Source organism: Candidatus Phycosocius bacilliformis, from assembly GCF_003112735.1.
Lineage (GTDB): Bacteria > Pseudomonadota > Alphaproteobacteria > Caulobacterales > Aquidulcibacteraceae > Aquidulcibacter > Aquidulcibacter bacilliformis.
On the sequence record NZ_BFBR01000008.1, the window covers coordinates 155,894 to 178,273 of the forward strand.

The following is a 22,380-nucleotide window of genomic DNA, read 5'->3' on the forward strand; positions in this document are numbered from 1 at the left end:
TTTGGGGGAATAGGAATGGCTCGTCGCTATTTTGGAACCGATGGTATTCGCGGTGAAACCAACAAATGGCCGATGACAGCCGAAGTTGCCATGACCCTCGGCATGGCAGCTGGGACCGTGTTCAAGCGCGGTGAGCATCGTCATAATGTCATCATCGGCAAGGACACGCGTCGGTCGGGCTATTTGGTTGAGTTTGCCTTGGTCGCAGGTTTTGCTGCTGTCGGCATGGATGTGAAGATTTTAGGCCCCATCCCGACACCCGCGATCGGCTTGTTGACGCGCTCGCTGCGGGCAGATCTGGGCGTGATGATTTCAGCTTCACACAATGGCTTTGCCGACAATGGCATTAAACTGTTTGGCGCAGATGGCTTTAAACTGAGTGACGCCCAAGAGCAGGAAATCGAAAAGCTACTCGATGAGCCCGATCGGATCGTTCGCGCAGCACCCCATGAAATTGGCTTGGTGAAGAGTTTTGAGGATAGCCGCGGGCGCTATGTGGAATTTGCCAAAGGCGCTTTCCCGCGCGGCATGAGCCTGGAAGGTCTGCGTGTGGTGGTCGATTGTGCCAATGGCGCAGCCTACAAAACCGCCCCTTGGGCGCTGTATGAGCTTGGGGCGGATGTGGTCGAGATCGGGGTCAATCCCAATGGCAGCAATATCAACGCTGGCTGTGGGTCCACGGATACGCGTCTGTTAAAGCAAACCGTTTTGGAGCGGCGCGCCGATATTGGCATTGCGCTGGATGGTGATGCTGACCGCCTGATCATCATTGATGAGAAGGGCCATGAAATTGACGGTGATCAAATCATTGCAGGGATCGCCCGCGATATGATTGCGGATCAGACCCTTAGGGGACCTGGTGTGGTAACCACCATCATGTCCAATTTGGGGCTCGAGCGCTATCTGACCGACCAAGGTTCTAGTCTGATCCGCACCGGCGTCGGCGACCGGCAGGTCGTGGCGCGCATGCGGGAAGAGGATTGTAATCTGGGTGGTGAGCAGTCCGGCCATATTGTGCTGATGGATTATGCCACCACCGGTGATGGTCTGGTCTCAGCCCTCCGGGTGCTGTCGTCGATGGTGACGCGGGGTCGTACGGCGAGTGAGACATTGTCTGTCTTTACGCCATCTCCCCAAGTCTTGAAGAATATCCGCTATAGTGGGGCGTCTCCGCTGACCGATCCCGACATGCAGGCGCAGGTCAAAAAGGTGGAAGACATGCTGACCGCATCCGGCGGGCGTCTGGTGGTGCGCACATCGGGAACAGAGCCTGTTGTACGCCTGATGGCTGAGGGTGATGATCCTCGCAAGATCACCCAGATTGTCGACGAATTGGCCGCAACCCTGCAGAGCCGCCGTCTGGTCGGCTGATCTTTACCCGGCCAATTTCACCAGCAGATGGCGCTTCTTACCAAGCGATAATTTGATCTCTTGACCTTTGTCGAGTTCCGGCGGCACGGGGCCGGTCACATCTTGCACCGGCTTGTCATTGAGCCGCAGGCCACCACCTTTGGCTTGCCGTTTGGCCTCGCCATTGGACTCCACCAGTCCAGCGGCCACAAACAAAGCCGCCAATGAGGCAGGCACAGAAGCAAGGTTCACAACTGGCAGCCCAGCATCGGCCCCGCCACCACCAAACTGCGCTGCCGCTGTGGCTTTGGCCGCTTCCGCCGCCTCCCGGCCATGCAGCAGGGCGGTGGTTTCGGTGGCCAGTACGATCTTGGCCAGATTGATCTCAGACCCGCCCAAAGCCGCATAACGGTCGATCTCGTCCAACGGCAGATCCGTCATACGCTTCATCAAAGGTTCGACATCGGCATCATCGACATTGCGCCAATATTGCCAATAATCAAAGGGCGAGAGCATGTCGGCATTGAGCCAGACCGCACCATTGGCCGTCTTGCCCATCTTCTGCCCAGCCGCATTCATCAACAAAGGCTGGGTGACGCCCAGAACGTGGCGCTCATCCACGCGGCGACACAACTCGACCCCTTGGACAATATTGCCCCATTGGTCAGAGCCACCCATTTGCAGATTGCAGTCATAACGCCGCGAGAGCTCGAGGAAATCATAGGCCTGCAACAGCATATAGTTGAATTCAAGAAAGGTGATCGGCACTTCTTGGTCGAGCCGCCGTTTGACGATGTCGAGTGCAATCATCTTATTGATGGTGAAATGCTTGCCAATTTCGCGCAGCATATCGAGCCATTTGACCTCATCCAGCCATTGGGCATTGTCCACCATAATGGCATCGCGCGGGCCGTCGCCAAAGGTCAGGAATTTAGCGAAAACCGTCTGGATTGAGGCTTTATTGGCGTCAATCACCTCTTGGGTTAGAACCGGGCGGGCCTCATTCTTGTCAGACGGATCGCCCACCTTCGTGGTGCCACCGCCCATTAGGGTGATGGGCTTGCCACCACATTGTTGCAGGCGGCGCATCAACATGATTTGCGTCAAGCTGCCGACATGCAGGCTGGGTGCCGTACAATCATAACCAATATAGCCGGTCAAAGCCCGGCCACCGCGCTCACTTTCAAGGGCTGCGGCATCCAAAGCTTCCAGATCGGTTGCTTGATAATAATGGCCGCGCTCCATAAGCGTTTGAACGAACGCTGATTTATGGGTCATGGCCGTCATCCTCTGATTTGGTGGTTACGTAAGTTAGTGCATACATCGACGCTCGGGCGCGTTTAGCACAGGTGAGGGGGATTTGAAGCCCTGTGTGTTTGGGGAAGCAGGGGCGTCCTTTAGATTGACGACACTTACAGCTGCATGCAACATGGTAACTATAGGTGGAGGTTGGCATTGAAGTACACTCGGTTTATTGCATTCCTTGTCTTTGCATGCTGGCCAGTTTCGCTTCTTAAGGCTTTTGCACAGCCGCTTGGTTCCAGCACTGAAACAAGCCTTCGCAGACTTGATGAAGCTGCGGAAGCGGTTCGTCTTGCCTATTGTGAACCCGATAAGCGCCGCGTCTTTGCTGGGGCGATTAAGGGCATCAATGCGCTACCAGAGAGAAAAGATGCCGCACCAATTGTCCTCAGTACGCCTGACTTTGGAGGATTTGCCAAAGCCTATAAGGAGGTCCTACAAGCCAAAACAGATCCCTCAGAGCTTGATAAGGCTGTCTTGAAGGGGATGGCTCAAGTGTTCGATGCTGGCAATGAATTTGTCATCCATAAAGACCGACCGCCGGGATTGAGGGCAGGCATTCTGGTTGGGTTGAAGATAGATAGCTCGGGTGTAGTGATCGTGCGCCCAATTCCTTATGGCCCTGCCGCTGATGCTGGCATACTTGCTGGCGATCGATTGAAGGCCATAGATGGCAAGCCAATTACAGATTTGTCTGAAGAAGAAGTAGCTAGCCAATTGGTTGGACCTTATGACTCTGATGTTGCGGTGACAATTGTGAGAGACGGAATCGAGAAGACGTTCGCAATACGACGCGCGCCACTTGACTTTCCTCAAGTTAGACATCGAGTTGTCGACGGCATCGGCGTGCTGGCGGTCTCTTCGTTTCAGGAGGACACGGGCAAACAAGTGCGCGACGCAATCCGGGCAATTCGGCAAGAAATCCGAAAACCAACAGGATATATACTAGACCTTCGATTCAATGCCGGCGGAGCGCTGGATGGCGTAATTGGACTGGTAGACATATTTGCAAGCCGTGGGCTGATATTGACCGACAACCCCAGTATTCAATGTAAGACGGTCTTGCCAAAGCGCTTTTATGCGCGGCCCGGTGATGAGGCAAACGGGGCTCCAATCGTTGTGTTGGTTAATGATGAGACAGCGGTTGGTGCTGAACTTGCAGCAGCCGCGTTACGAGAAATTAGGCAGGCAAAAATTGTGGGGCAGCGGACTTCCGGACGCGTTGGGTCATCATTAGCGATCGGACCGATTTTTGTCGGAAACGATCATGGGTACCTGGTGCTACGAATTGGGACATATGTGCAGTCCTCAGGGAAGGCTTATGAGGATTTCGGCATCATTCCTGACGTGTTGGTCAAGGCGGACGCCCCGCAGGTTGATGCTGAAATGGAGCAAGCAATTGAGATTTTGAAGACACCCCAAAATCAAAGTTTACGTTAGCGAACTGATGTGGCTTGAGCGTTGATCGGTGGTAAGTGATAAGTCTCGATCCACGGATGGCAACTAGCTGCATACTAATCGACAAGAACTATATGACACTGCTTTTCAGATGGACTGGATATGCCAAATAGGCGCATTGGGACTGATTTAATGCGCATCCCGCAGCCAAGAGTGCAAAAAGCCATGCAAAATGAGACTGAAACCGTGCCCCTCTGGGCCATTGGCCTGATGACGGGCACCGCGCTGGATGGCTTTGTCGATACCGCGTTGATCCGTACCGATGGTGTCCGCGTGGCAGAGTTTGGGCCGTTTGAGTTGTTTGCCTATTCCGACGCCGATCGCACGCTTTTGGCCGAGGCCATCACCCAAGCCCGCGCGTGGGACTTTCAGGGGCCAGAGCCTTTGATATTCGCCGAGGCCGAAGACTTGATCACACGCATTTATACGGGCGCGGTCTTGAAACTCGTCGAAAAAGCCAAGATGCGGCCTGAAGACATTGCTTTTGTCGGGGGCCATGGGCTCACCGTTTTGCATCGCCCGCAAATTGGGGGAGGCGGCCGGACACGGCAATTACTGGATGGGGCAAAGCTTGCTGAGTTGACGGGGATTGATACCGTCTGGGATTTTCGCAGTCATGATGTGGCCTCGGGCGGGCAGGGGGCACCCCTCGCCCCTATCTACCACACCGCCATCCTACGCCATGCTGGTTTGGGAGGGGATACATCCATTCTCAATCTGGGTGGTGTGGCCAATATCACGTGGTGGGACGGCGGGGATAGTTTGGCCGCCTTTGACACCGGCCCCGCCAATGGCCCGTTGAATGAATGGGTCGAGGCCCATGGCCAGGGCGTTTATGACCAGGATGGTCGCTTGGCTGCCTCGGGCCGCGTCCATGAGGGCCGCCTGTTGGAGATTTTGGACAATCCTTGGTTTGACGCGCCTTACCCCAAATCGCTTGACCGCTTTGATTTTGATGCAGGCCTTGTGCGCGGCCTATCGCTGGAAGATGGAGCTGCGACCTTGACGGCCTTGGTGGCGGCCAGTCTGGACCTTGGGTTGCGCCTATTGCCCACACGGCCCAAGCGCTTGGTGGTGGCAGGGGGGGGACGTAAGAACCCGGTGCTGATGGCTGAAATTGCCGCCCGCTGTGGCGTTCAAGTCATAGATGCCGACACAATCGGTCTGCGTGGCGATGCGATTGAAGCCGAATGCTTCGCCCTCCTCGCCGTCCGCTCCGCGCGCGGGCTGCCGTTGAGTTTTCCGGGTACAACGGGGGTGGATAGGCCCACGACGGGTGGGGTGCTGTCATGGGCGGGCTAGATGACGTCGCTTCAGGTCGCCATAAAGTTAGCCTTTGAAATCCATTTGCCAAACTATCAAATTTTGATACTTTAAAACTTAGTATTTGGAGCGCGATATGTCATCCAGCTATTCCCTCGGGCCCCACTTCGACGCCTTTATCCAAGAGCAATTGGCAAGCGCGCGCTATGCCAGTGCGAGTGAAGTGGTGCGCGCAGGTCTTCGTTTGTTGGAAGAACATGAAGCAAATCGGCATGTGAATGCGCTTAGCCGCGCTGAGCAGCTTGAAGTGCTCAAGGCTGAAATTCAAAGAGGTGTCGATAGTCCCAAAGTTGACGGTGAAACCGCCATGAAGGGCCTTAAAGGTCGCATTGCGAAGCGTAATGTTGATCTTGCCGCAGATGACACGGCTTGATTTTCAGCTTTCTGAAGTGGCGATCGAAGAACTAAGCGCCATCCAAGATCAGCTTTGGCAAGTTCGTCCAGGGCGTGATGTGCTTTTCACAGAGCAGCTTGAAAGTGTTATTGATCGACTTCGTTTGTTTCCTGAAAGTGGGGAGGCAAGGCCAGATCTGATGGCTGGAATTCGGGTGGTGCCACTTTGGTAATACATGATTTTTTACCGAGTGGCTGAGGATTTCTTGATCATTGAGCATGTTATCCATGGCGCGCGCGATATTGAGGCGCTGATTTAACGGGGTATTGTAGGGGCTTTCCGACCGCTCCGCCCCCCTATCCAATTGCGCCCAGATGGGGTAAAGGCCCCGCACATCTGCTGTTTAACATCGTGAAGAGAGCCCCCTATGAGCGTCGTCAGTCCGCTTCTGACCGTTATGATCGCCGCCGCGCGCAAAGCTGGTAAAGTCATCAGCCGCGACTTTGGTGAAGTCGAGAACCTCCAGCTTGCGAGGAAGGGCCCTTCCGATTTCGTGACTGCTGCTGACCTCAAGACCGAAAAAATCCTGTTTGAGGAATTGACCAAAGCTCGCCCTGGCTATGGCTTTCTGGGCGAAGAGCGCGGCATGGTTGAGGGTACGGACAAGACCAATCGTTGGATCGTTGATCCCATCGACGGCACAACTAATTTCGTTCACGCCATCCCCCATCTGGCCATTTCGATCGCGCTGGAACGCGAAGGCCGCTTGGTTGCAGGGGTTGTCTATAATCCAATCACCGATGATTTGTTCTGGGCCGAAGCCGGCCGAGGGGCGTTCCATAATGATAAGCGCTTGCGGGTGGCTGCCCGCAAGAGCTTGGGTGATTGTGTCCTGGCCACGGGCATTCCTTTCCAAGGCAAGCCTGGGCACGCGCAAATGTTCAGGGAATTGCATCAATTCACCCAGCGCGTGGCTGGTATCCGCCGCTTTGGGTCTGCCGCGCTTGATTTGGCTTGGGTGGCAGCGGGCCGGTTTGATGGGTTTTGGGAGCATGGCCTAGGTTTGTGGGATATTGCCGCTGGGGTTGTGCTGGTGCGCGAAGCCGGTGGTGTGTGTGCGGAAATCTATGGCGGGGACTTTATGGAAACCGGCTCGATCGTGGCAGCGAATGAGAAGATCTTGGCTTTGATGAATGAACGCCTGTTGGCCGCCAAATAAAGAAGCCGTCCCGAACCCGACTGTATGGACACGATTGCCAGTCTTGTGAGAGCTTGCCCTTGCATCACATCTGTATCGGGCATACCTAGAGCAGCGGTGGGTCTGCGGTTCGCGTGGGACATCTACGTCCCGCCGACCTAACTCTCTCGTCGGGAGCTGGCGCTGGTTGGAACCGTGGTTCCTGTCATCTGGCACCCACCTGGTTATCCAGGTCGCACGGGGACGAGTTATTGTCTCACGGTCCTTGTGGATCCACCAGCTTTCTCCTTTTTTCGCAACTTTTTTATGGGCTTGGCTGCCATGATTGAAGTCAAATCTGAACTTCGATCAGCCTTGATTGTGGCCAGAGCCAAAGCCTGTGCCGATGCGCCACAGGCGGGTGATGCGCTCGTCGCCCATATTTCCGCCCTGCCGGATGGGGTGCAGAATGCTGTGATTGCCAGCTATATCCCATTCAAGACTGAGATGGACCCGCGCCCAATGATGCGGGCATTGGCCGCCCAAGGCGCAAAACTCTGTTTGCCGCGCACGCCGCCAAAGGGCGGTGAGGGCGCTGGCCTGACATTTCATCTGTGCGATCCCGATGATCCCAGCCTGTTTGAAAAGAGCGCTTGGGGTGTGATGGAGCCAAAAGCGCATCTCCCACTTGTTCGCCCTGACATTGTGCTTGTCCCTTTGTTAGGCTTTGACCGGGCCGGTCATCGACTGGGACAAGGCCAGGGCCATTATGACCGCACATTGCAGGCTCTGCGCGCGGCAGGGCCTGTGCTGGCCATCGGTGTGGCTTTTGCTGCTCAAGAAGTCGAACAAATCCCCTTTGAAGCCCATGATCAGCGCTTAGATTGGATTATCACGCCGATTGAGGCATACCCCATCGCAACACAGAGTGGGATAGAATGAGACTGGCATTTTTTGGCGATGTGGTCGGCCGGGCAGGCCGGAACGTGCTGTGTGAAAATTTGGCCGACATCCGCCGTCGACTGCGGCTGGATTTTGTTGGCATCAATGCGGAAAATGCCGCTGGTGGCTTTGGCCTTACTGAGTCAATCGCCAATGACTTATTCGACGCGGGTGCAGATTGCTTGACCTTGGGCAATCATGCCTGGGACCAGCGCGAGGCCCTTGGCTTGGTTGATCGCGATCCCCGAATCCTGCGCGCGGCCAATTATCCCCCGCTAAGCCAAGCACCGGGCCGGGGCGCGCATCTGTTCCAGATTGGCGGGGCAAATGTGCTGGTGATCACAGTAATGGGCCGGGTCTATATGGACGCGCTGGATTGCCCCTTCAGCGCTGTTGAGCGCGAAGTGTCCGCCTGCCCCCTAGGAACCATGGCAGATGCCATCATTGTGGAAGTTCATGGTGAAGCGACCAGCGAGAAGCAGGGCATGGGCCATTATCTGGATGGGCGGGCGAGCTTGGTGTTTGGCACCCATACCCATGTGCCCACTGCCGACACCCGCATCCTGCCAGCCGGAACGGCGTTTCAGACAGAGCTTGGCATGTGCGGGGATTATGACAGCGTGATCGGCATGAATAAGCAGATTGCGGTGCGCAAATTGGCGTCGCGCCTGCCCTATCAACGCCATGAGCCAGCCGACGGGCCGGGGCTTGCGTCGGGTATTTTCGTCCAGACAGACGACCGCACCGGCCTTGCAGTTCGTGCCGAGCCAATCCGGTTCGGCATGGGGATCAAGCAGACCATGCCCTTGGTTGATGGGTGATCGCGCTTAACAGCATGCCGTTGTGGCACAAGCGCGCCGAGCCTGCTAAATCCCCGCCCGCACATTGCCACCCAATCCCTGATCGACCGAACTTGTGAGACTTTCCAACCATGGCCGGCCATTCCAAATATAAGAACACCATGCACCGCAAAGGCCGTCAGGATGCCCTGCGCGCCAAGGCCTTCACCAAGATCGCCCGCGAAATCACCACCGCGGCGAAACTGGGGGTACCAGACCCTGCGATGAACCCGCGCCTGCGTCTGGCTGTGACCAATGCACGGGCGGTATCCATGCCCAAGGACCGCATCGAACGGGCGATCAGCCAGGCTTCGGCCGCAGGTGGCGAAGATTACAAGATGGTGCGCTATGAGGGCTATGCCCCCGGCGGGATCGGCCTGATTATTGAGACTTTGACCGACAATCTGAACCGCACGGGTGGCAATATCCGCAGCTATCTGAGCAAAGCGGGCGGCAATCTCGGCACCACCAACTCGGTCATCTCGGGCTTTGACCGGGTGGGTGAGATTTTCTACCCCGCTTCAGTCGCCAGTGAAGATGACATGATGGAAGCCGCCCTTGATGCCGGTGCCGATGATGTGGAAAGCGACGCAGACGGCCACACCATCACCTGTACGTTTGAAACATTGAGCGAAGTCTCCACCGCCTTGGCCGAACGCTTTGGCGATGCAGAAGCGGCCAATGTCGTCTGGCGGCCCCATGCGCGGATCGAGGTGACCGGGGATGCCGCAACCAGCCTGCGCAAATTGATCGACATCTTGGAAGATGATGATGACGTGCAGAATGTATTCGGCAATTATGAGATGGAAGAAGACGAGGGGGAGTAATCTGCTCCTCTCAATGTGTTTGCCAAAGTCCTTGTCTATGCTGCCGGTTTGGGTCAGTGTAGCCCCATGACTGACCTTTTGTCCTGCGCCCGTGACTTGCAAGGCGTGATTGCTGCCCGCGCCGATGAGATTGACGCTGCCCGGCGTCTGCCAGCAGACCTTGCCCAAACTTTGGCCCAAGCAGGCTTTTTCCGCATGGCTCTGCCGACGGACTATGGCGGGCTTGAACTGCCACCGGCGCGCATGATCGAAATCATTGAGCTGATGGGCGAGGCCCAGGCTTCAGTGGGTTGGTGTATCATGATTGGCGCAACCACGGCCATCAACGCGGCCTATCTGCCGGATCATCATGCGCGCACAATCTGGTCAGATCCCACGATCATCACCGGAGGGGTGTTCGCACCCAAGGGCAGGGCGGTGCGCGAGGGCGCATACTATCGGGTCAATGGCCAGTGGAATTGGGGCTCTGGCAGTGCCAATTGCGCTTGGCTTGTCGGTGGGGCTTTGACCGTGGGTGATGGGCCACCCCAAGCGCGCATGATGTGGTTTGAGCGCGACCAGGTTGAGCTTGTCGACACCTGGCATGCGTTTGGCATGAAGGGCACGGGTAGTGGCGACCTTGTGGCGCGCGATGTGGTAATCCCGGCGGATCGGTCTGTATCACTCAGCGAGGATAAGGCCCGCATTGACCGCCCGCTCTATGCCTTTCCTGCTTTTGGCCTTCTGGCCATGTCGATTGCGGCGGTGGCTTTGGGCAATGCACGCGGGGCGATTCAGGATTTGATTGGTTTGGCAGGAGGTAAGATTCCCACCGGTGCACGCCGTCCTCTGGCTGAGCGGGCGTCAACCCAGGCCGATATTGCGCGCGCCGAAGGCATGGTGCGTGCCGCCCGCACACTTCTGCTCGACAGTGCCGAGACTGCGTTTGCCGGGGCCAGCCAGCGCGGCAGCTTGACATTGGAGGAGCGTGCCCACCTGCGCATTGCGGCCACACATGCGGTTCGCACATGTGCCGAGGTCACCCGTATCATGCACGAATTGGGTGGAGGGACGTCGGTTTATGAGACGTGCCCACTGCAACGCCGATTCCGCGATGCCCATGTCGCCACCCAGCATATCATGGTCGCCCCCGGCAGCCTCGAACTCGCAGGCCGCGCCCTACTCGGCATCGAGGGTGATTATGGGCAGCTGTAGAGCGGCCCACCATGTTTTTGACGTGATCTTCCAAGTGAGTGACTTTGCGGGTGCCCCACAAAGTGCCGCGAGGACGACCTAATTTGCCACTGCTTCAACGCTGACCGGGCCAGTTGGGCAGGGCATAAAGAGCTGTTCGTGCAGCTTGCCGGTCAAGGCGGCCAGATCGCCTTGCCAGTGCGACATGAAGTCGACCACCGTCATCGAGACCAATTGGCCATCTTCGATCTGATGGCTCCACACAATGCCGTCATCGCCATGTGTGATGAAGCTTGCCCCCGTCAGCTTGGTGGTGACGTACAACACATCTGTTTGATGATCATAGGTCAGGTCGAAATCAACCATTTGCCAAGCCCCGGACCGTCCCAATCTGTCCAATTTTCACCACGCAGTTTACCAGACTTTCACTCCAAAGGACAGGGGCCGGTGGTTTAGCCGGTGACACCCCCCGCACCCCACACACATCACCCCATGCACACCCATGTTGACCCGCAGACCCGCTTGGCCCAAAAGCCACCGCGGAACGCGGTCGTGGCGGAACTGGCAGACGCACTGGATTTAGGTTTCTATCAGTCTTTAAAATACATCATGAAATCAATTAATTGTAAGCGAATTTTTGGAGGTTGTGCCCAAAAGTGTGGCTGTGAACGCTAAGGAAAGACCCAATCTTTGGCAAACGTTAAGCCCGCTAGCGGCGAATAACTCAAGTAGCTTTCTATGTTTGCATTGCCGTAGCAGCCCCCTCCGAACTGTGCTAGCCGTAGAAATAGCAGGCGGAGCAACTTATGGTCGACATTATAACGTTAGAGAATGAATACGATCCTGTAGCAACTGACCTTCAGGCCTATTTTCAGTCTGGGAATATCAACTTCCTCATAGGTTCTGGCGCTTCGATGCCAGCCATTCAGGTAGCGGGTAACATTGAAGCTGAAATCAATGAACTTATCGAGGCCGGGGATGAGCCAGAAGCGAACTTAATTTCCTTAAATTTTATTGAAGCTATCGAAGCCACCTGTATGTCTATAAAGTCTCATGACCTCTTGGGCAGTCCAGTTGATGAAACATTTCGGAATTATAAGCGCCTGCTTGAAATCGTGGATCGCATTTTGTTCGAGAGAAAAAGCAATTTGTTGCCAAGGCAAGCCAATATATTCACGACTAACTACGATACCTTTATCGAGCATGCCGCTGCCGACCTGCCAACCCTTATATTAAATGATGGCTTTGATCGATCGTCTGCAATTGATGGAACCTTCTCATTTGCACCGGAACTGTATTTTGATCGGACCTACCGCTCTGGAACTGTTTACAATAGGCCAACAGAAGTACCGACAATTAACTTGCTCAAAATTCATGGCTCGCTTACCTGGCAAAGTACTGACGCCGGGATTTGCTATAACCGCAAGAGCATCACCGCCCTGACAGACCCGGAGAAGGCCGTTCCAGAAACTGTATCTGAAAGCCTGAATAAACGGGCTCTCATTTTGCCAAATGTCGGCAAATTTCATTCAACGCTGCTTGATCGCACCTATTACGATCTGTTGCGAATGTTTGCCAATGCGATTGATAGGGAAAATGCCTTACTTGTCGCCTTTGGCTTTTCATTCGCAGACGAACACATATTTGATATTACGAAGCGCGCTCTCCGCAATCCGACTGCGCAATTGTTGATCTTTGCCTTTAACAGCGCTGCGGTGACAGGTTTCCAAGTGAAGTTTGCCCAACATCGCAATGTGAAGATTATCGCACCTACCGCCGCGCAGGTCATCAACTTTGAATGCTTCAATACTCTCCTAGAGAGCATTCCGCCGGTGCTCAAATCATAATGACAAATGATCGCCTACAGAAAGAATCGGTTCTTCGTGTTGGAGAGGTATCCACGGTTTCGGGCCGCCGGATTTCGATTACAGTCGATAAAGATAAAAATTTGTCGGAATTATTTTTCGATGGAGAGCTTATCCGGAATATCGCTGTCGGCAGCTATGTGGAAATTCGGAAAGGATTCTTGAGCCTTATCGGCAAGGTTGACGGCGAGAACGCACAATTTGAAAGTGCTTATGTTGACCGGCAACCCTTACCGCCAAATAGCAATCGCGTGCTTACGGTGTCTCTGGTCGGATTTCTCAACCATAAGGGTATGTTTTTTGGTGGAACCAAAGAATTACCGCTTGTTGGAAATGAAGCCTATCTCCTGACAAAAGATAAAATCCATCAGATTCACAACCTTATTGCGACGGATGGGATTGCGCTTCACATTGCGACCTCAGAATATGAGGGCTATGACATCGCATTGCCTGTCGATGGGTTGATGAACAGCCATATTGCCATCTTCGGCAACACTGGTAGCGGCAAATCAAATACGCTTGCCATGCTCTTCCAGGCATTTATTGCAGAAATGCGCTCCCGTAATTCTGCTGAGTTCAATGAAAATTGCCGCGTTATCCTTTTCGACTTCAATGGCGAATATGCTCGGCCCCAATGCCTCACGACCGAGAAAACGGTTTATCGACTTTCCACACGCAACAATGATGGGGACAAACTTCCGCTGACAGACGCCGGGTTAATGGACATCGAAATACTATCTATTCTGGCCGATGCCACTGAGAAAACACAACAGCCATTCTTAAAGCGAGCACTGCATTTACAGCGAAAAGTAATGGAAGGAGCCGACCCGCAGAATCATGTGCGTAACATCGTTAAGCTGCAAGTGAAGTCGATCATGCAGATGTCAGATAAGCAGCGCGTTGATCTGCTTTTTGATTACCTGCGCAAAATTTTGCCGGAAGAAGACGCTGCTGGGGAGCGTGTGGAAATTGCAGCCGATATTGATTGGCATAATCAAAGTTCAGAATACAAATTAAGAGCAACCAACCAATTTCTAAAATCAAATCCCGATCTTATTGAGCAAACGATGGTTTTCAATCATGTGGACGCACTTACAATTTCGGACGATCCGATATTGTTGTTCATTATGTTTTGCTACATTCAGCTCATCTATGATGTGCTGTCCAATCGTGCGCAAAATGAACACATAGCACCAGCGATCAATAAACTTCTGAGTAAGCAAGCTGACATAAGAAAGATTTTTGACGATGTAAATGGAGGAAATTTGTTTACATCAAATATTGTCGTCATTTCTCTCAATGACGTTAATATTGAAATGCGAAAGACTATCCCGTTGTTGATTGCTAGAAAGATTTACAACGATCATAAAGCGCATGGGCAGAATAAGACGCTCAATATCGTGATTGATGAGGCGCACAATATTCTGTCGCTAGAATCGGCGCGAGAATCTGAAAGCTGGAAAGATTATCGTCTTGAAACTTTTGAGGAAATTATTAAGGAGGGGCGCAAATTTGGGGTGTTCATGACTATTGCTAGCCAGCGCCCTAATGACATTTCTCACACGATCACTTCACAAGCACATAACTATTTCATTCATCGGTTAGTCAACCAAAAAGACTTGCAAGCGATTGCGAGTGCAGTTTCGTACATTGATAAGCTTACTGAAGAGTCCATTCCAACTTTGCCAACGGGGACGTGTATCTTTAGCGGCATTGCTGCCTCCATGCCTTTGAAGCTCCAAATCAACCCACTTTCAGAAAACGAAAAGCCAGCCAGTACCACTTTTCAATTTTCGTCTATCGCAACCGCCATTTGATTTATTGATATGCCAGCTGCTTTGTGGTCTGGATCGAAAACATCACCCCATGCACACCCATGTTGACCCGCTGGCTCGCTTGGCCCAAAAGCCACCGCGGAACGCGGTCGTGGCGGAACTGGCAGACGCACTGGATTTAGGTTCCAGCGCCGCAAGGCGTGGGGGTTCGACTCCCCCCGACCGCACCACTTCTTACGTGATTGGCTTTCGAGCTGAAAAACCTTCGGTTATTGCGCACGAGATAATCTGGGGTTGCCGCTTATAGCCACATAAGTCGTCTGGCACGTACAATCGCGCCTCACCGCCCAAAACGATTAGAAGGGGGTGAATTTTTTTCCGCGATTGAAATAATAGTCTTCAATAGGCGTTTGGGGGGGAATTTCGTCTGGCCCCCGGAAACCCACAGTTCCCGCCGGTGTACTCACAACCTTGGTAATCCAACCAGGCCGGGAGGCGCTGGCCATAATGCATTGAAACACCAGATTGGATAGGCCAGGAAGGCTTCTCCATGGGGCATCAACGCCTTGCCAATAATCGCCTTGCCAATGGCTCCATCCCCAGTCCTCAATGATATAGAGGCCATTTGGCTTTAGCTTTGGAAACAAGGTTTCAAAGGTTGCAAGGCTGGGCTCATAAAGATGGCTTGCATCGTCGATAACGAGGTCCAGTTTCTCGTCTTGAAACTCACTCTTGATCACCTGTTCCAAGCGGGTCTTATTGCTTTGATCCACATTTAAAAAGCAACGAATGTTCTTGCCGGATTCAGTTTTCAGATAGTTTTTAAAGTTTGGCGTCGTATGGTCCTCGATGTCGATAAGACAGAGCGTTTCAGGATGGAACCACTCCATCAACAAGGCTGCAGCACCCCCACCGGCCACGCCCACTTCAACAACTTTCTTGGGCGCTAAAGGCACCACCCAATCATAATACAAGGCTAATAAATCTGGATTTTTCATGATCCAGAAGGCTCCGATTGCCTCGGCGTCTTTGCGCTCTGCTCCGAAGTGAGATGATTGGAAGAGATAGTCTTTGACCTTGAATGTATCATTGCTGATCCACTGCAATGGGTCAGATTTTGCAGAGCCCTGTGGTGGGGAAAGGTCACTGATCGACATGATACATATCCTTGAAACTCAAGATTTAAAAACACCCCTCTAACAACGCACCGCCTTTAGGGTCAACGTAAAATTCTATTCAGCCTTAGATAATTTACCGCCACATGCGGCACTGGGGACAGTTTGACTGAAGTCGCCCTGCATGTTGGCCAAAAAATCCGCTAGACTGTTGACGTTCTGATTGGACAGCTTCTCAGTCCAAAGGCCAGACCGCACCAGTTACTGCACCTCCCATAGACACGGGCTCCACATCGTGGCATAGGCGCGCACCTTGCGGGCAGCCGCCCCCACATCATTCCATCAACCCGCGTAATCCGCTTCCTGTTTAGGACATCATCATGCAAATCGTCGAAAAATCTGCAGAAGGCCTCAGCCGCGTCTATGGCGTCACTTTTGCCGCCAGCCTGATTGCCACGCGCACCGATGCCAAGATTGCAGAACTGGCCCCACAGCTCAACATTAAGGGCTTCCGAAAGGGCAAGGTGCCGGTGGTCCATGTCAAGCGCATGTATGGCAAGTCGATCATGGGCGATGTCGTCAATGAACTGGTCCAAGAAGGTGTCGAAGGGGCGATGACGTCCAATGGCGTGCGCGCCGCAAGCCAACCCGATGTGACCAATCTGGGCAAGCTGGCTGAGGTAATGGACGGCAAGGCCGACCTGACGTTTGATGTTGAGCTGGACATCATGCCAGACTTCACCCCCGCTGATATTCAAGCCTTGAGCGTGACCCGCCCTGTGGCAGAGGCCACCGATGCCGAGATTGACGAAGCCTTGGCCGAAATTGCCAAGCAATCGCCTTCCTATGAAGCCAAGAAGGGCAAGGCCGCAGATGGCGATGCCGTGGTGTGTAATTTCGTCGGCAAGATCAATGGCGTTGAGTTTGACGGCGGCAAGGCCGATGGCTCGACCGTGGTTCTGGGTTCCAACACCTATATTCCCGGCTTTGAAGAGCAATTGGTCGGCGTGAAGGCCGGTGATGAGAAGGTGTTGAACGTGACCTTCCCAGCCGAATATGGCGTCCCCAGCCTTGCCGGGCAGGCCGCGACCTTCGATGTGACTGTGGTTGAAGTCAAAAAGCCTGTTGAGACCAAGATTGATGACGAATTGGCCAAAAATCTCGGCCTGTCGGATTTGGCGACGCTGAAAGAGGCGATCAAGAAAAATATCGAAGACCAATTTGCCGCTCTGTCGCGTCAAAAGGCCAAGCGTTCGCTTCTGGATGCGCTTGACGCCACCCACAGTTTCGACTTGCCACCCAAAATGCTGGCTGCTGAATTTGACGCCATTTGGGCGCAAGTCACCCAGGACAAGGCCGCTGGCAATGAAGATCCTGAAGATGCCGGCAAGTCTGAAGACGAACTCAAAGCCGATTACATGAAGATTGCCGAGCGTCGGGTCCGTCTGGGTCTGGTTTTGGCTGAATTGGGCCGGGTCAATGGCGTGGAAGTCAAGGACGAGGAAGTGGCGCGCGCCATTCAGGCCGAAGCCGCCCGCTTCCCTGGCCAAGAACGCCAAGTCTATGAATTCTTCCAGAAGAACCCCAATGCCGTGGCCAGCCTGCGCGCACCTCTCTATGAGGAGAAAGTCGTCGACTTCGTGCTGCAAATGGCCAAGGTTGAGGATGTGAAAGTCTCCCGCGCTGAATTGGAAAGCGAGGATGAGGTGGCCCCGGCAGCCGACGCCAAGCCCGCCAAGAAGGCACCTGCTAAGGCAAAGGCCAAGAAGGAGGCCGCCCCTGCCGAGGAGGCACCTGTTGAAGCCGCTGCCGAAGAAAAGCCAGCGCCAAAGAAAAAGGCTCCTGCCAAGAAAAAAGCCGACTAAGCTTGGTTTCTTTCTCAGTCTTGCAAGGCCTCGGTCAAACGACCGGGGCCTTTTGCTTTGCCCGGCCCCCTCGGCATACTATGCCATTGCCGCCAAAGCGTGAGCTGCGAACGTGGACCTCGTGGGCCTCTCCGGCACGAGGCTTAGGTCTGGGACCCAGCGGCGCCGTCAGGGATGGCACCGTTCACGGTTCTTTCCGTCTAGACCCTTTTTGGTGGAAACCTGTGTTTCACCAAAATGGGCCATCGAGCATGAGCGCAACATCTGTGTCATCACGTGTCGGTTTTCTCTGAAAACCGATCGCACCGCGACGCAGCAAAGCTGCGCACGTGACCACCCAGCTGTCGCAAGAACAATTGAGGGTGCGGTTTGGTGGGGCAAAGGGAGCACCAAAGGGATTCTAGATAAAAGACCTTCTCTAAACGATGTCATCCCAGCCGCAGCGAAGCGCAGAGCGGGGATCCCATGACGCAAAGGCGTCGCATGATCCCGGACCGGCTACCGCCGTCCGGGATGACAGGTGTTTGTTTAGAAAGACAAAACGAAACGATGTCATCCCCGCCGGAGCGTCAGCGGAGAGCGGGGACCCCATGACGCAAAGGCGTCACAAGATCCCGGACCGGCTACCGCCGTCCGGGATGACAGCGGTTTGATGATTTCCACTTGGAACCGTTTGGTGCAACTTGCGTTTCACCAAAACGGTCCATCGAGTTTGAGCGCGACATCTGGGTCGTCAAGTGTCCGTTTTCTTCGAAAACGGATCGCGGAGCGACGCAGCAAAGCTGCGCACGTGACCACCCCGATGTCGCAAGAACAATTGAGGTTGCGGTTTGGTGGGCTGGAAGGATCACCAAAGCGGTTCTAATTTGAATTGCTGGATCTCATGCTCAAGATTTCAGAAATGGGAGCGCGAGGCTGTTCTCACCCTCTACCCACTATAGAGCAGAAGGGAGGGTGCCCCCCCACTGCGCCCCCACCTTGACCCAAACGCTGTCCAGTTATAGGAACGCCGCCGAAGAAAGCCTCTGAGTCTTGGGGTGCCGCAGGGCATGGCCGGGAAGGCGGGGGTCTTCCAGACAATGTGATCATCTCGCGCATGGCGCACCGGACCAAGGGGGACGGTGGTTTTGCTCGTTTTGGCGTTTGGTTTTGGAAGCTTGTGAGACAGGGCTGCGCGCGCAGCTTATTCGTTGAGGCAAACGCTTTAGCGGGACGCGCATTGGAAAGAGGGTAATAGCCACCCATCCGTCGGCTATACAGGAGCGTTATAGAAACATGCCAACGATCAACCAGTTGATCCGTAAGCCGCGCCAACCATTGAAGGTGCGCAACAAGGTTCCAGCCCTGAAAGGCTGCCCTCAACGTCGTGGTGTTTGCACCCGCGTCTACACCACCACCCCAAAGAAGCCTAACTCGGCTTTGCGGAAGGTTGCTAAGGTTCGTCTGACCTCGGGTTCGGAAGCTGTGTGCTACATCCCAGGTGAAGGCCACAATTTGCAAGAGCACTCGGTGGTGCTGATCCGCGGCGGCCGCGTGAAGGACTTGCCAGGCGTGCGCTATCACATCCTGCGCGGTGTGCTCGATACCCAAGGCGTCAAGAACCGCAAGCAGCGTCGTTCGCACTATGGTGCAAAGCGTCCGAAGTAATCGCACGGCGGTTTATGTCGATCATGTTGATGTGTTCGTTGGTTTCAAAAGGGCATCGCGCCTCCCACCGAACAGATTGGTTTTCTTGCAGGCCGGGCCTGCTCACTAAAGTCTAGACACGAGGTTTCCCATGTCACGTCGTCGCCGCGCCGAAAAGCGCGACATCCTGCCAGATCCCAAGTTCGGCGATATGGATGTCACAAAGTTGATGAATTACATCATGTATGAGGGCAAGAAGTCGGTTGCAGAATCGACCATCTATGGCGCTTTCGAATTGTGCGAAAAGCGCGCCAAGCGTTCGGCTCTCGAAGTGTTCCATGATGCTCTCGACAATATCTCGCCTGCCATCGAAGTGCGCTCGCGCCGGGTCGGTGGGGCCACCTATCAGGTTCCAGTGGAAGTGCGCGCAGAGCGTCGCAAGGCACTGGCGCTGCGCTGGCTCGTGGGTGCTGCCCGCAAGCGCAATGAATCCACCATGCAAGAGCGTCTTGCCGGTGAATTGACCGACGCCGCCATGAACCGCGGTTCGGCTGTCAAGAAGCGTGAAGACACGCACAAGATGGCTGAAGCGAACCGCGCCTTCTCGCATTATCGCTGGTAGGACCAGTCAAACCAAGAACTCCCCTGAAAGGGTTTTTCAATGCCTCGCACCCACGCGATTTCTGATTATCGCAACTTTGGCATCATGGCTCACATCGACGCTGGCAAGACCACGACGACTGAGCGCATTTTGTATTACACCGGTAAGTCTCACAAGATTGGCGAAGTCCATGACGGTGCGGCCACCATGGACTGGATGACGCAAGAGCAAGAGCGCGGCATCACCATCACGTCCGCTGCGACCACCTGCTTCTGGCGCGACAAGCGCTTGAACATTATCGACACCCCAGGACACGTGGACTTCACCATTGAAGTGGAACGTTCGCTGCGCGTGTTGGATGGCGCTGTGTGCGTGCTCGACGGCAACCAAGGCGTTGAGCCTCAGACCGAAACCGTCTGGCGTCAAGCCGACAAATATGACGTGCCCCGCATCGTGTTCGTCAACAAGATGGATAAGATCGGCGCTGACTTCTACAATTGCGTCAGCGAAATCGTCACCCGCGTGGGTGGCAAGCCTGTGTGCTTGCAATTGCCCATCGGTGCGGAAAACAACTTCAAGGGCGTGATCGACCTCATCAGCATGAAGGCGATTGTGTGGCTGGAAGAAAGCTTGGGCGCAAAGTTCAACGTGGAAGAAATTCCCGCTGATCTGGTTGAAAAGGCTCAAGAATATCGCCACAAATTGCTCGAAGCCGTCGTCGAAATGGACGATGACGTCATGATGGAATATCTCGAAGGCGTTGAGCCTGACGAGGAAACCATCAAGCGCTTGCTGCGCGTGGCTGTGCGCCGTCGGGCGTTCCATCCTGTGCTGTGCGGCTCGGCCTTCAAGAACAAGGGCGTTCAGCCTCTGCTCGATGCGGTGGTCGACTATCTGCCATCGCCTGCCGACCGCGAAGCCATCAAGGCCATCGACTTTAAGACTGACGAAGAGACCGTGCGTCGTCCAAGCGACGAAGATCCGTTCTCGATGCTGGCTTTCAAGATCATGGACGACAAGTTCGTTGGCACCATCACTTTCTGCCGCGTTTATTCGGGTAAGTGCACCGCTGGTGACGGCGTGCTCAATTCCTCGCGCGACAAGAAAGAGCGGATCGGCCGCATGCTGTTGATGCATGCCAATAACCGTGAAGACATCAAGGAAGCCTATGCTGGTGACATCGTGGCTCTGGCTGGTCTGAAGGAAGTGCGCACTGGTGACACCCTGTGCGATCCTCTGAAGCCAGTTGTGCTTGAGCGGATGGAATTCCCAGAGCCTGTGATCGAAATCGCCATCGAACCCAAGTCGAAGGGCGACCAGGAAAAGCTGGGTCTGGCTTTGGCAAAGCTTGCCAATGAAGATCCATCTTTCCGCGTGTCGACCGATCAAGAAAGCGGCCAGACCATTCTGCGCGGCATGGGCGAATTGCACCTCGATATCAAGGTCGACATTCTGCGTCGTACCTATGATGTGGATGCCAATGTCGGTCAGCCCAAGGTGGCCTATCGCGAAAAGATCACCAAGCGCGCTGAAATCGACTACACCCACAAGAAGCAAACCGGTGGTACCGGTCAATTCGCCCGCATCAAGGTGATTTTCGAGCCAGGTGAGCCTGGGTCGGGCTTTACCTTCGAGAGCCAGATTGTTGGCGGTGCGGTGCCGAAGGAATATATCCCCGGCGTGATCAAGGGTCTGGAAAACTCGGTGCAGAATGGTCTGTTGGCCGGCTTCCCGCTGATCGACTTGAAGGCCACTCTGGTCGACGGGGCATTCCATGATGTGGACTCCAGCGTCTTGGCCTTCGAAATCGCCGCGCGCGCTGCCTTCCGTGAACTCAAGCAACATGGTGATCCGCGTCTGCTTGAGCCCATCATGAAAGTGGAAGTGGTCAGCCCTGAAGAATTCACCGGCTCGGTGATCGGGGACATCAATTCCCGTCGCGGGATGATCCAAGGTCAGGACATGCGCGGCAACGCCAATGTCGTGAATGCCATGGTGCCGCTGGCCAATATGTTTGGCTATGTGAACGATCTGCGGTCCTTCTCCTCGGGCCGTGCATCCTTCTCCATGTCTTTCGACCATTATGAAGAAGTGCCTCGGGCCGTGAGCGCGGAAGTGCTCGCCAAGCTCGCTGGCTAATCCCACCCCTCTTTACCCAACTTATGAAAAGCTGAGAGAAAACCATGGCAAAGGAAAAGTTTGAACGGACGAAGCCGCATTGCAACATTGGCACGATTGGTCACGTGGACCATGGCAAGACGACGTTGACGGCGGCGATTACGATGACCTTGGCGAAGGCTGGAACGGCCAAGGCGATGAGCTATGCGGATATTGACGCGGCTCCCGAAGAGAAGGCACGTGGTATTACGATCAATACCGCCCACGTGGAATATGAGACGGCAAACCGTCACTATGCGCACGTGGACTGCCCAGGCCACGCGGACTATGTGAAGAACATGATCACGGGTGCAGCGCAGATGGACGGCGCGATCCTGGTGGTGTCGGCGGCTGATGGCCCGATGCCTCAGACCCGTGAGCACATTTTGTTGGCCCGTCAGGTTGGCGTGCCAGCGCTGGTCGTGTTCATGAACAAGGTCGACCAGGTGGACGACGAAGAATTGCTGGAACTGGTGGAAATGGAAGTGCGTGAGCTTCTGTCGAGCTACCAATTCCCAGGCGACGATATCCCCATCACCAAGGGTTCGGCTTTGGCAGCGGTTGAAGGCCGTGACCCGAAGATTGGCGAAGAAGCCATTTTGGCGCTGATGGCATCGGTGGATGAGTATATTCCACAGCCAGAGCGTCCAT

General features: G+C 54.6%; 20 protein-coding genes, 1 tRNA gene and 1 other RNA gene. 19 read left to right on the forward strand and 3 right to left on the reverse strand.

Translation table 11 applies throughout. From position 1 onward, the window contains the following. Window positions 1-15: 15 nt before the first annotated feature. Window positions 16-1,371: a phosphoglucosamine mutase gene (glmM, locus tag PbB2_RS13040; protein WP_108985765.1), complete on the forward strand. Its 1,356-nt coding sequence runs from the start codon at window positions 16-18 to the stop codon at window positions 1,369-1,371. Window positions 1,372-1,374: 3 nt separating this feature from the next. Here glmM and tyrS read toward each other — a convergent pair whose 3' ends face one another. After that, window positions 1,375-2,637: a tyrosine--tRNA ligase gene (gene tyrS, locus PbB2_RS13045; RefSeq protein WP_108985766.1), complete on the reverse strand. Its 1,263-nt coding sequence runs from the start codon at window positions 2,635-2,637 to the stop codon at window positions 1,375-1,377. 168 nt (window positions 2,638-2,805) lie between these two features. On the opposite strand from tyrS, the gene PbB2_RS13050 reads away from it, so the two are divergent. The 10 genes from PbB2_RS13050 (at window position 2,806) to PbB2_RS13095 (ending at window position 10,746) form a co-directional block, all read left to right on the forward strand. Next, window positions 2,806-4,092: a S41 family peptidase gene (locus tag PbB2_RS13050; RefSeq protein ID WP_192576337.1), complete on the forward strand. Its 1,287-nt coding sequence runs from the start codon at window positions 2,806-2,808 to the stop codon at window positions 4,090-4,092. A gap of 183 nt (window positions 4,093-4,275) precedes the next feature. Continuing rightward, the gene (locus tag PbB2_RS13055; protein WP_108985797.1) at window positions 4,276-5,412 is read left to right on the forward strand and encodes an anhydro-N-acetylmuramic acid kinase; all 1,137 of its coding nucleotides are present in this window, start codon (window positions 4,276-4,278) and stop codon (window positions 5,410-5,412) included. 97 nt (window positions 5,413-5,509) lie between these two features. Continuing rightward, the gene (locus tag PbB2_RS13060) at window positions 5,510-5,806 is read left to right on the forward strand and encodes a type II toxin-antitoxin system ParD family antitoxin (protein WP_108985768.1); all 297 of its coding nucleotides are present in this window, start codon (window positions 5,510-5,512) and stop codon (window positions 5,804-5,806) included. Then, a complete protein-coding gene (locus PbB2_RS13065) occupies window positions 5,793-5,999 on the forward strand; it encodes a type II toxin-antitoxin system RelE/ParE family toxin (protein ID WP_108985769.1) in 207 nt (68 codons plus the stop codon). The genes PbB2_RS13060 and PbB2_RS13065 overlap by 14 nt, the downstream gene beginning before the upstream one ends. A gap of 195 nt (window positions 6,000-6,194) precedes the next feature. Beyond that, window positions 6,195-6,986 carry an inositol monophosphatase family protein gene (locus tag PbB2_RS13070; RefSeq protein ID WP_108985770.1) on the forward strand — a complete coding sequence of 264 codons (792 nt, stop codon included), beginning with the start codon at window positions 6,195-6,197 and terminating at the stop codon, window positions 6,984-6,986. A 96-nt stretch (window positions 6,987-7,082) separates the two neighbouring features. Then, a non-coding RNA gene (ssrS, locus tag PbB2_RS13075) (6S RNA) lies at window positions 7,083-7,243 on the forward strand. 43 nt (window positions 7,244-7,286) lie between these two features. Beyond that, window positions 7,287-7,886, forward strand: coding sequence for a 5-formyltetrahydrofolate cyclo-ligase (locus PbB2_RS13080; protein ID WP_108985798.1), 600 nt, complete (start codon window positions 7,287-7,289; stop codon window positions 7,884-7,886). After that, entirely contained in the window at window positions 7,883-8,707 is an 825-nt protein-coding gene (locus PbB2_RS13085; RefSeq protein WP_108985771.1) for a TIGR00282 family metallophosphoesterase, read from the forward strand. The genes PbB2_RS13080 and PbB2_RS13085 overlap by 4 nt, the downstream gene beginning before the upstream one ends. Window positions 8,708-8,817: 110 nt before the next feature. After that, window positions 8,818-9,552 (forward strand): YebC/PmpR family DNA-binding transcriptional regulator, encoded by a 735-nt coding sequence (locus PbB2_RS13090; protein ID WP_108985772.1) that lies wholly within the window; start codon window positions 8,818-8,820, stop codon window positions 9,550-9,552. A gap of 66 nt (window positions 9,553-9,618) precedes the next feature. Further along, the gene (locus tag PbB2_RS13095; RefSeq protein ID WP_108985773.1) at window positions 9,619-10,746 is read left to right on the forward strand and encodes an acyl-CoA dehydrogenase family protein; all 1,128 of its coding nucleotides are present in this window, start codon (window positions 9,619-9,621) and stop codon (window positions 10,744-10,746) included. 78 nt (window positions 10,747-10,824) lie between these two features. On the opposite strand, the gene PbB2_RS13100 is transcribed toward PbB2_RS13095, so the two are convergent. Further along, window positions 10,825-11,091, reverse strand: coding sequence for a hypothetical protein (locus tag PbB2_RS13100; protein ID WP_108985774.1), 267 nt, complete (start codon window positions 11,089-11,091; stop codon window positions 10,825-10,827). A gap of 440 nt (window positions 11,092-11,531) precedes the next feature. Between PbB2_RS13100 and PbB2_RS13105 the strand changes: the two genes are divergently transcribed. The 3 genes from PbB2_RS13105 to PbB2_RS13115 all read left to right on the forward strand — a co-directional run bounded on the left by PbB2_RS13105 (window position 11,532) and on the right by PbB2_RS13115 (window position 14,595). Then, entirely contained in the window at window positions 11,532-12,572 is a 1,041-nt protein-coding gene (locus PbB2_RS13105; protein ID WP_108985775.1) for an SIR2 family protein, read from the forward strand. Next, entirely contained in the window at window positions 12,572-14,407 is a 1,836-nt protein-coding gene (locus PbB2_RS13110; protein WP_108985776.1) for an ATP-binding protein, read from the forward strand. Before PbB2_RS13105 ends, PbB2_RS13110 begins: the two co-directional genes overlap by 1 nt. A 103-nt stretch (window positions 14,408-14,510) precedes the next feature. After that, window positions 14,511-14,595, forward strand: a tRNA-Leu gene (locus PbB2_RS13115). Between the two features lie 126 nt (window positions 14,596-14,721). Here PbB2_RS13115 and PbB2_RS13120 read toward each other — a convergent pair. Further along, window positions 14,722-15,522, reverse strand: coding sequence for a class I SAM-dependent methyltransferase (locus PbB2_RS13120; protein ID WP_108985777.1), 801 nt, complete (start codon window positions 15,520-15,522; stop codon window positions 14,722-14,724). A gap of 338 nt (window positions 15,523-15,860) precedes the next feature. On the opposite strand from PbB2_RS13120, the gene tig reads away from it, so the two are divergent. The 5 genes from tig to PbB2_RS13145 form a co-directional block, all read left to right on the forward strand. Beyond that, window positions 15,861-17,345: a trigger factor gene (gene tig, locus PbB2_RS13125; RefSeq protein ID WP_108985778.1), complete on the forward strand. Its 1,485-nt coding sequence runs from the start codon at window positions 15,861-15,863 to the stop codon at window positions 17,343-17,345. A gap of 1,275 nt (window positions 17,346-18,620) precedes the next feature. Continuing rightward, window positions 18,621-18,992, forward strand: coding sequence for a 30S ribosomal protein S12 (gene rpsL, locus PbB2_RS13130; RefSeq protein WP_085339554.1), 372 nt, complete (start codon window positions 18,621-18,623; stop codon window positions 18,990-18,992). Between the two features lie 130 nt (window positions 18,993-19,122). After that, on the forward strand, window positions 19,123-19,593 hold the full coding sequence (gene rpsG / locus PbB2_RS13135) for a 30S ribosomal protein S7 (protein ID WP_108985779.1): 471 nt from the start codon (window positions 19,123-19,125) through the stop codon (window positions 19,591-19,593). Between the two features lie 39 nt (window positions 19,594-19,632). Then, window positions 19,633-21,711, forward strand: coding sequence for an elongation factor G (gene fusA / locus PbB2_RS13140; protein ID WP_108985780.1), 2,079 nt, complete (start codon window positions 19,633-19,635; stop codon window positions 21,709-21,711). Window positions 21,712-21,755: 44 nt separating this feature from the next. Continuing rightward, the coding region (locus tag PbB2_RS13145) for a GTP-binding protein (protein ID WP_133245806.1) at window positions 21,756-22,380 on the forward strand (625 nt) is incomplete at its 3' end.

Coding starts and splice junctions, on each gene's coding strand:
- glmM (WP_108985765.1), top strand. CDS start 16: ATGGCTCGTCGCTATTTTGGAACCGATGGTATTCGCGGTGAAACCAAC.
- tyrS (WP_108985766.1), bottom strand. CDS start 2,637: ATGACGGCCATGACCCATAAATCAGCGTTCGTTCAAACGCTTATGGAG.
- PbB2_RS13055 (WP_108985797.1), top strand. CDS start 4,276: ATGCAAAATGAGACTGAAACCGTGCCCCTCTGGGCCATTGGCCTGATG.
- PbB2_RS13060 (WP_108985768.1), top strand. CDS start 5,510: ATGTCATCCAGCTATTCCCTCGGGCCCCACTTCGACGCCTTTATCCAA.
- PbB2_RS13065 (WP_108985769.1), top strand. CDS start 5,793: ATGACACGGCTTGATTTTCAGCTTTCTGAAGTGGCGATCGAAGAACTA.
- PbB2_RS13070 (WP_108985770.1), top strand. CDS start 6,195: ATGAGCGTCGTCAGTCCGCTTCTGACCGTTATGATCGCCGCCGCGCGC.
- PbB2_RS13080 (WP_108985798.1), top strand. CDS start 7,287: ATGATTGAAGTCAAATCTGAACTTCGATCAGCCTTGATTGTGGCCAGA.
- PbB2_RS13085 (WP_108985771.1), top strand. CDS start 7,883: ATGAGACTGGCATTTTTTGGCGATGTGGTCGGCCGGGCAGGCCGGAAC.
- PbB2_RS13090 (WP_108985772.1), top strand. CDS start 8,818: ATGGCCGGCCATTCCAAATATAAGAACACCATGCACCGCAAAGGCCGT.
- PbB2_RS13095 (WP_108985773.1), top strand. CDS start 9,619: ATGACTGACCTTTTGTCCTGCGCCCGTGACTTGCAAGGCGTGATTGCT.
- PbB2_RS13100 (WP_108985774.1), bottom strand. CDS start 11,091: ATGGTTGATTTCGACCTGACCTATGATCATCAAACAGATGTGTTGTAC.
- PbB2_RS13105 (WP_108985775.1), top strand. CDS start 11,532: ATGGTCGACATTATAACGTTAGAGAATGAATACGATCCTGTAGCAACT.
- PbB2_RS13110 (WP_108985776.1), top strand. CDS start 12,572: ATGACAAATGATCGCCTACAGAAAGAATCGGTTCTTCGTGTTGGAGAG.
- PbB2_RS13120 (WP_108985777.1), bottom strand. CDS start 15,522: ATGTCGATCAGTGACCTTTCCCCACCACAGGGCTCTGCAAAATCTGAC.
- tig (WP_108985778.1), top strand. CDS start 15,861: ATGCAAATCGTCGAAAAATCTGCAGAAGGCCTCAGCCGCGTCTATGGC.
- rpsL (WP_085339554.1), top strand. CDS start 18,621: ATGCCAACGATCAACCAGTTGATCCGTAAGCCGCGCCAACCATTGAAG.
- rpsG (WP_108985779.1), top strand. CDS start 19,123: ATGTCACGTCGTCGCCGCGCCGAAAAGCGCGACATCCTGCCAGATCCC.
- fusA (WP_108985780.1), top strand. CDS start 19,633: ATGCCTCGCACCCACGCGATTTCTGATTATCGCAACTTTGGCATCATG.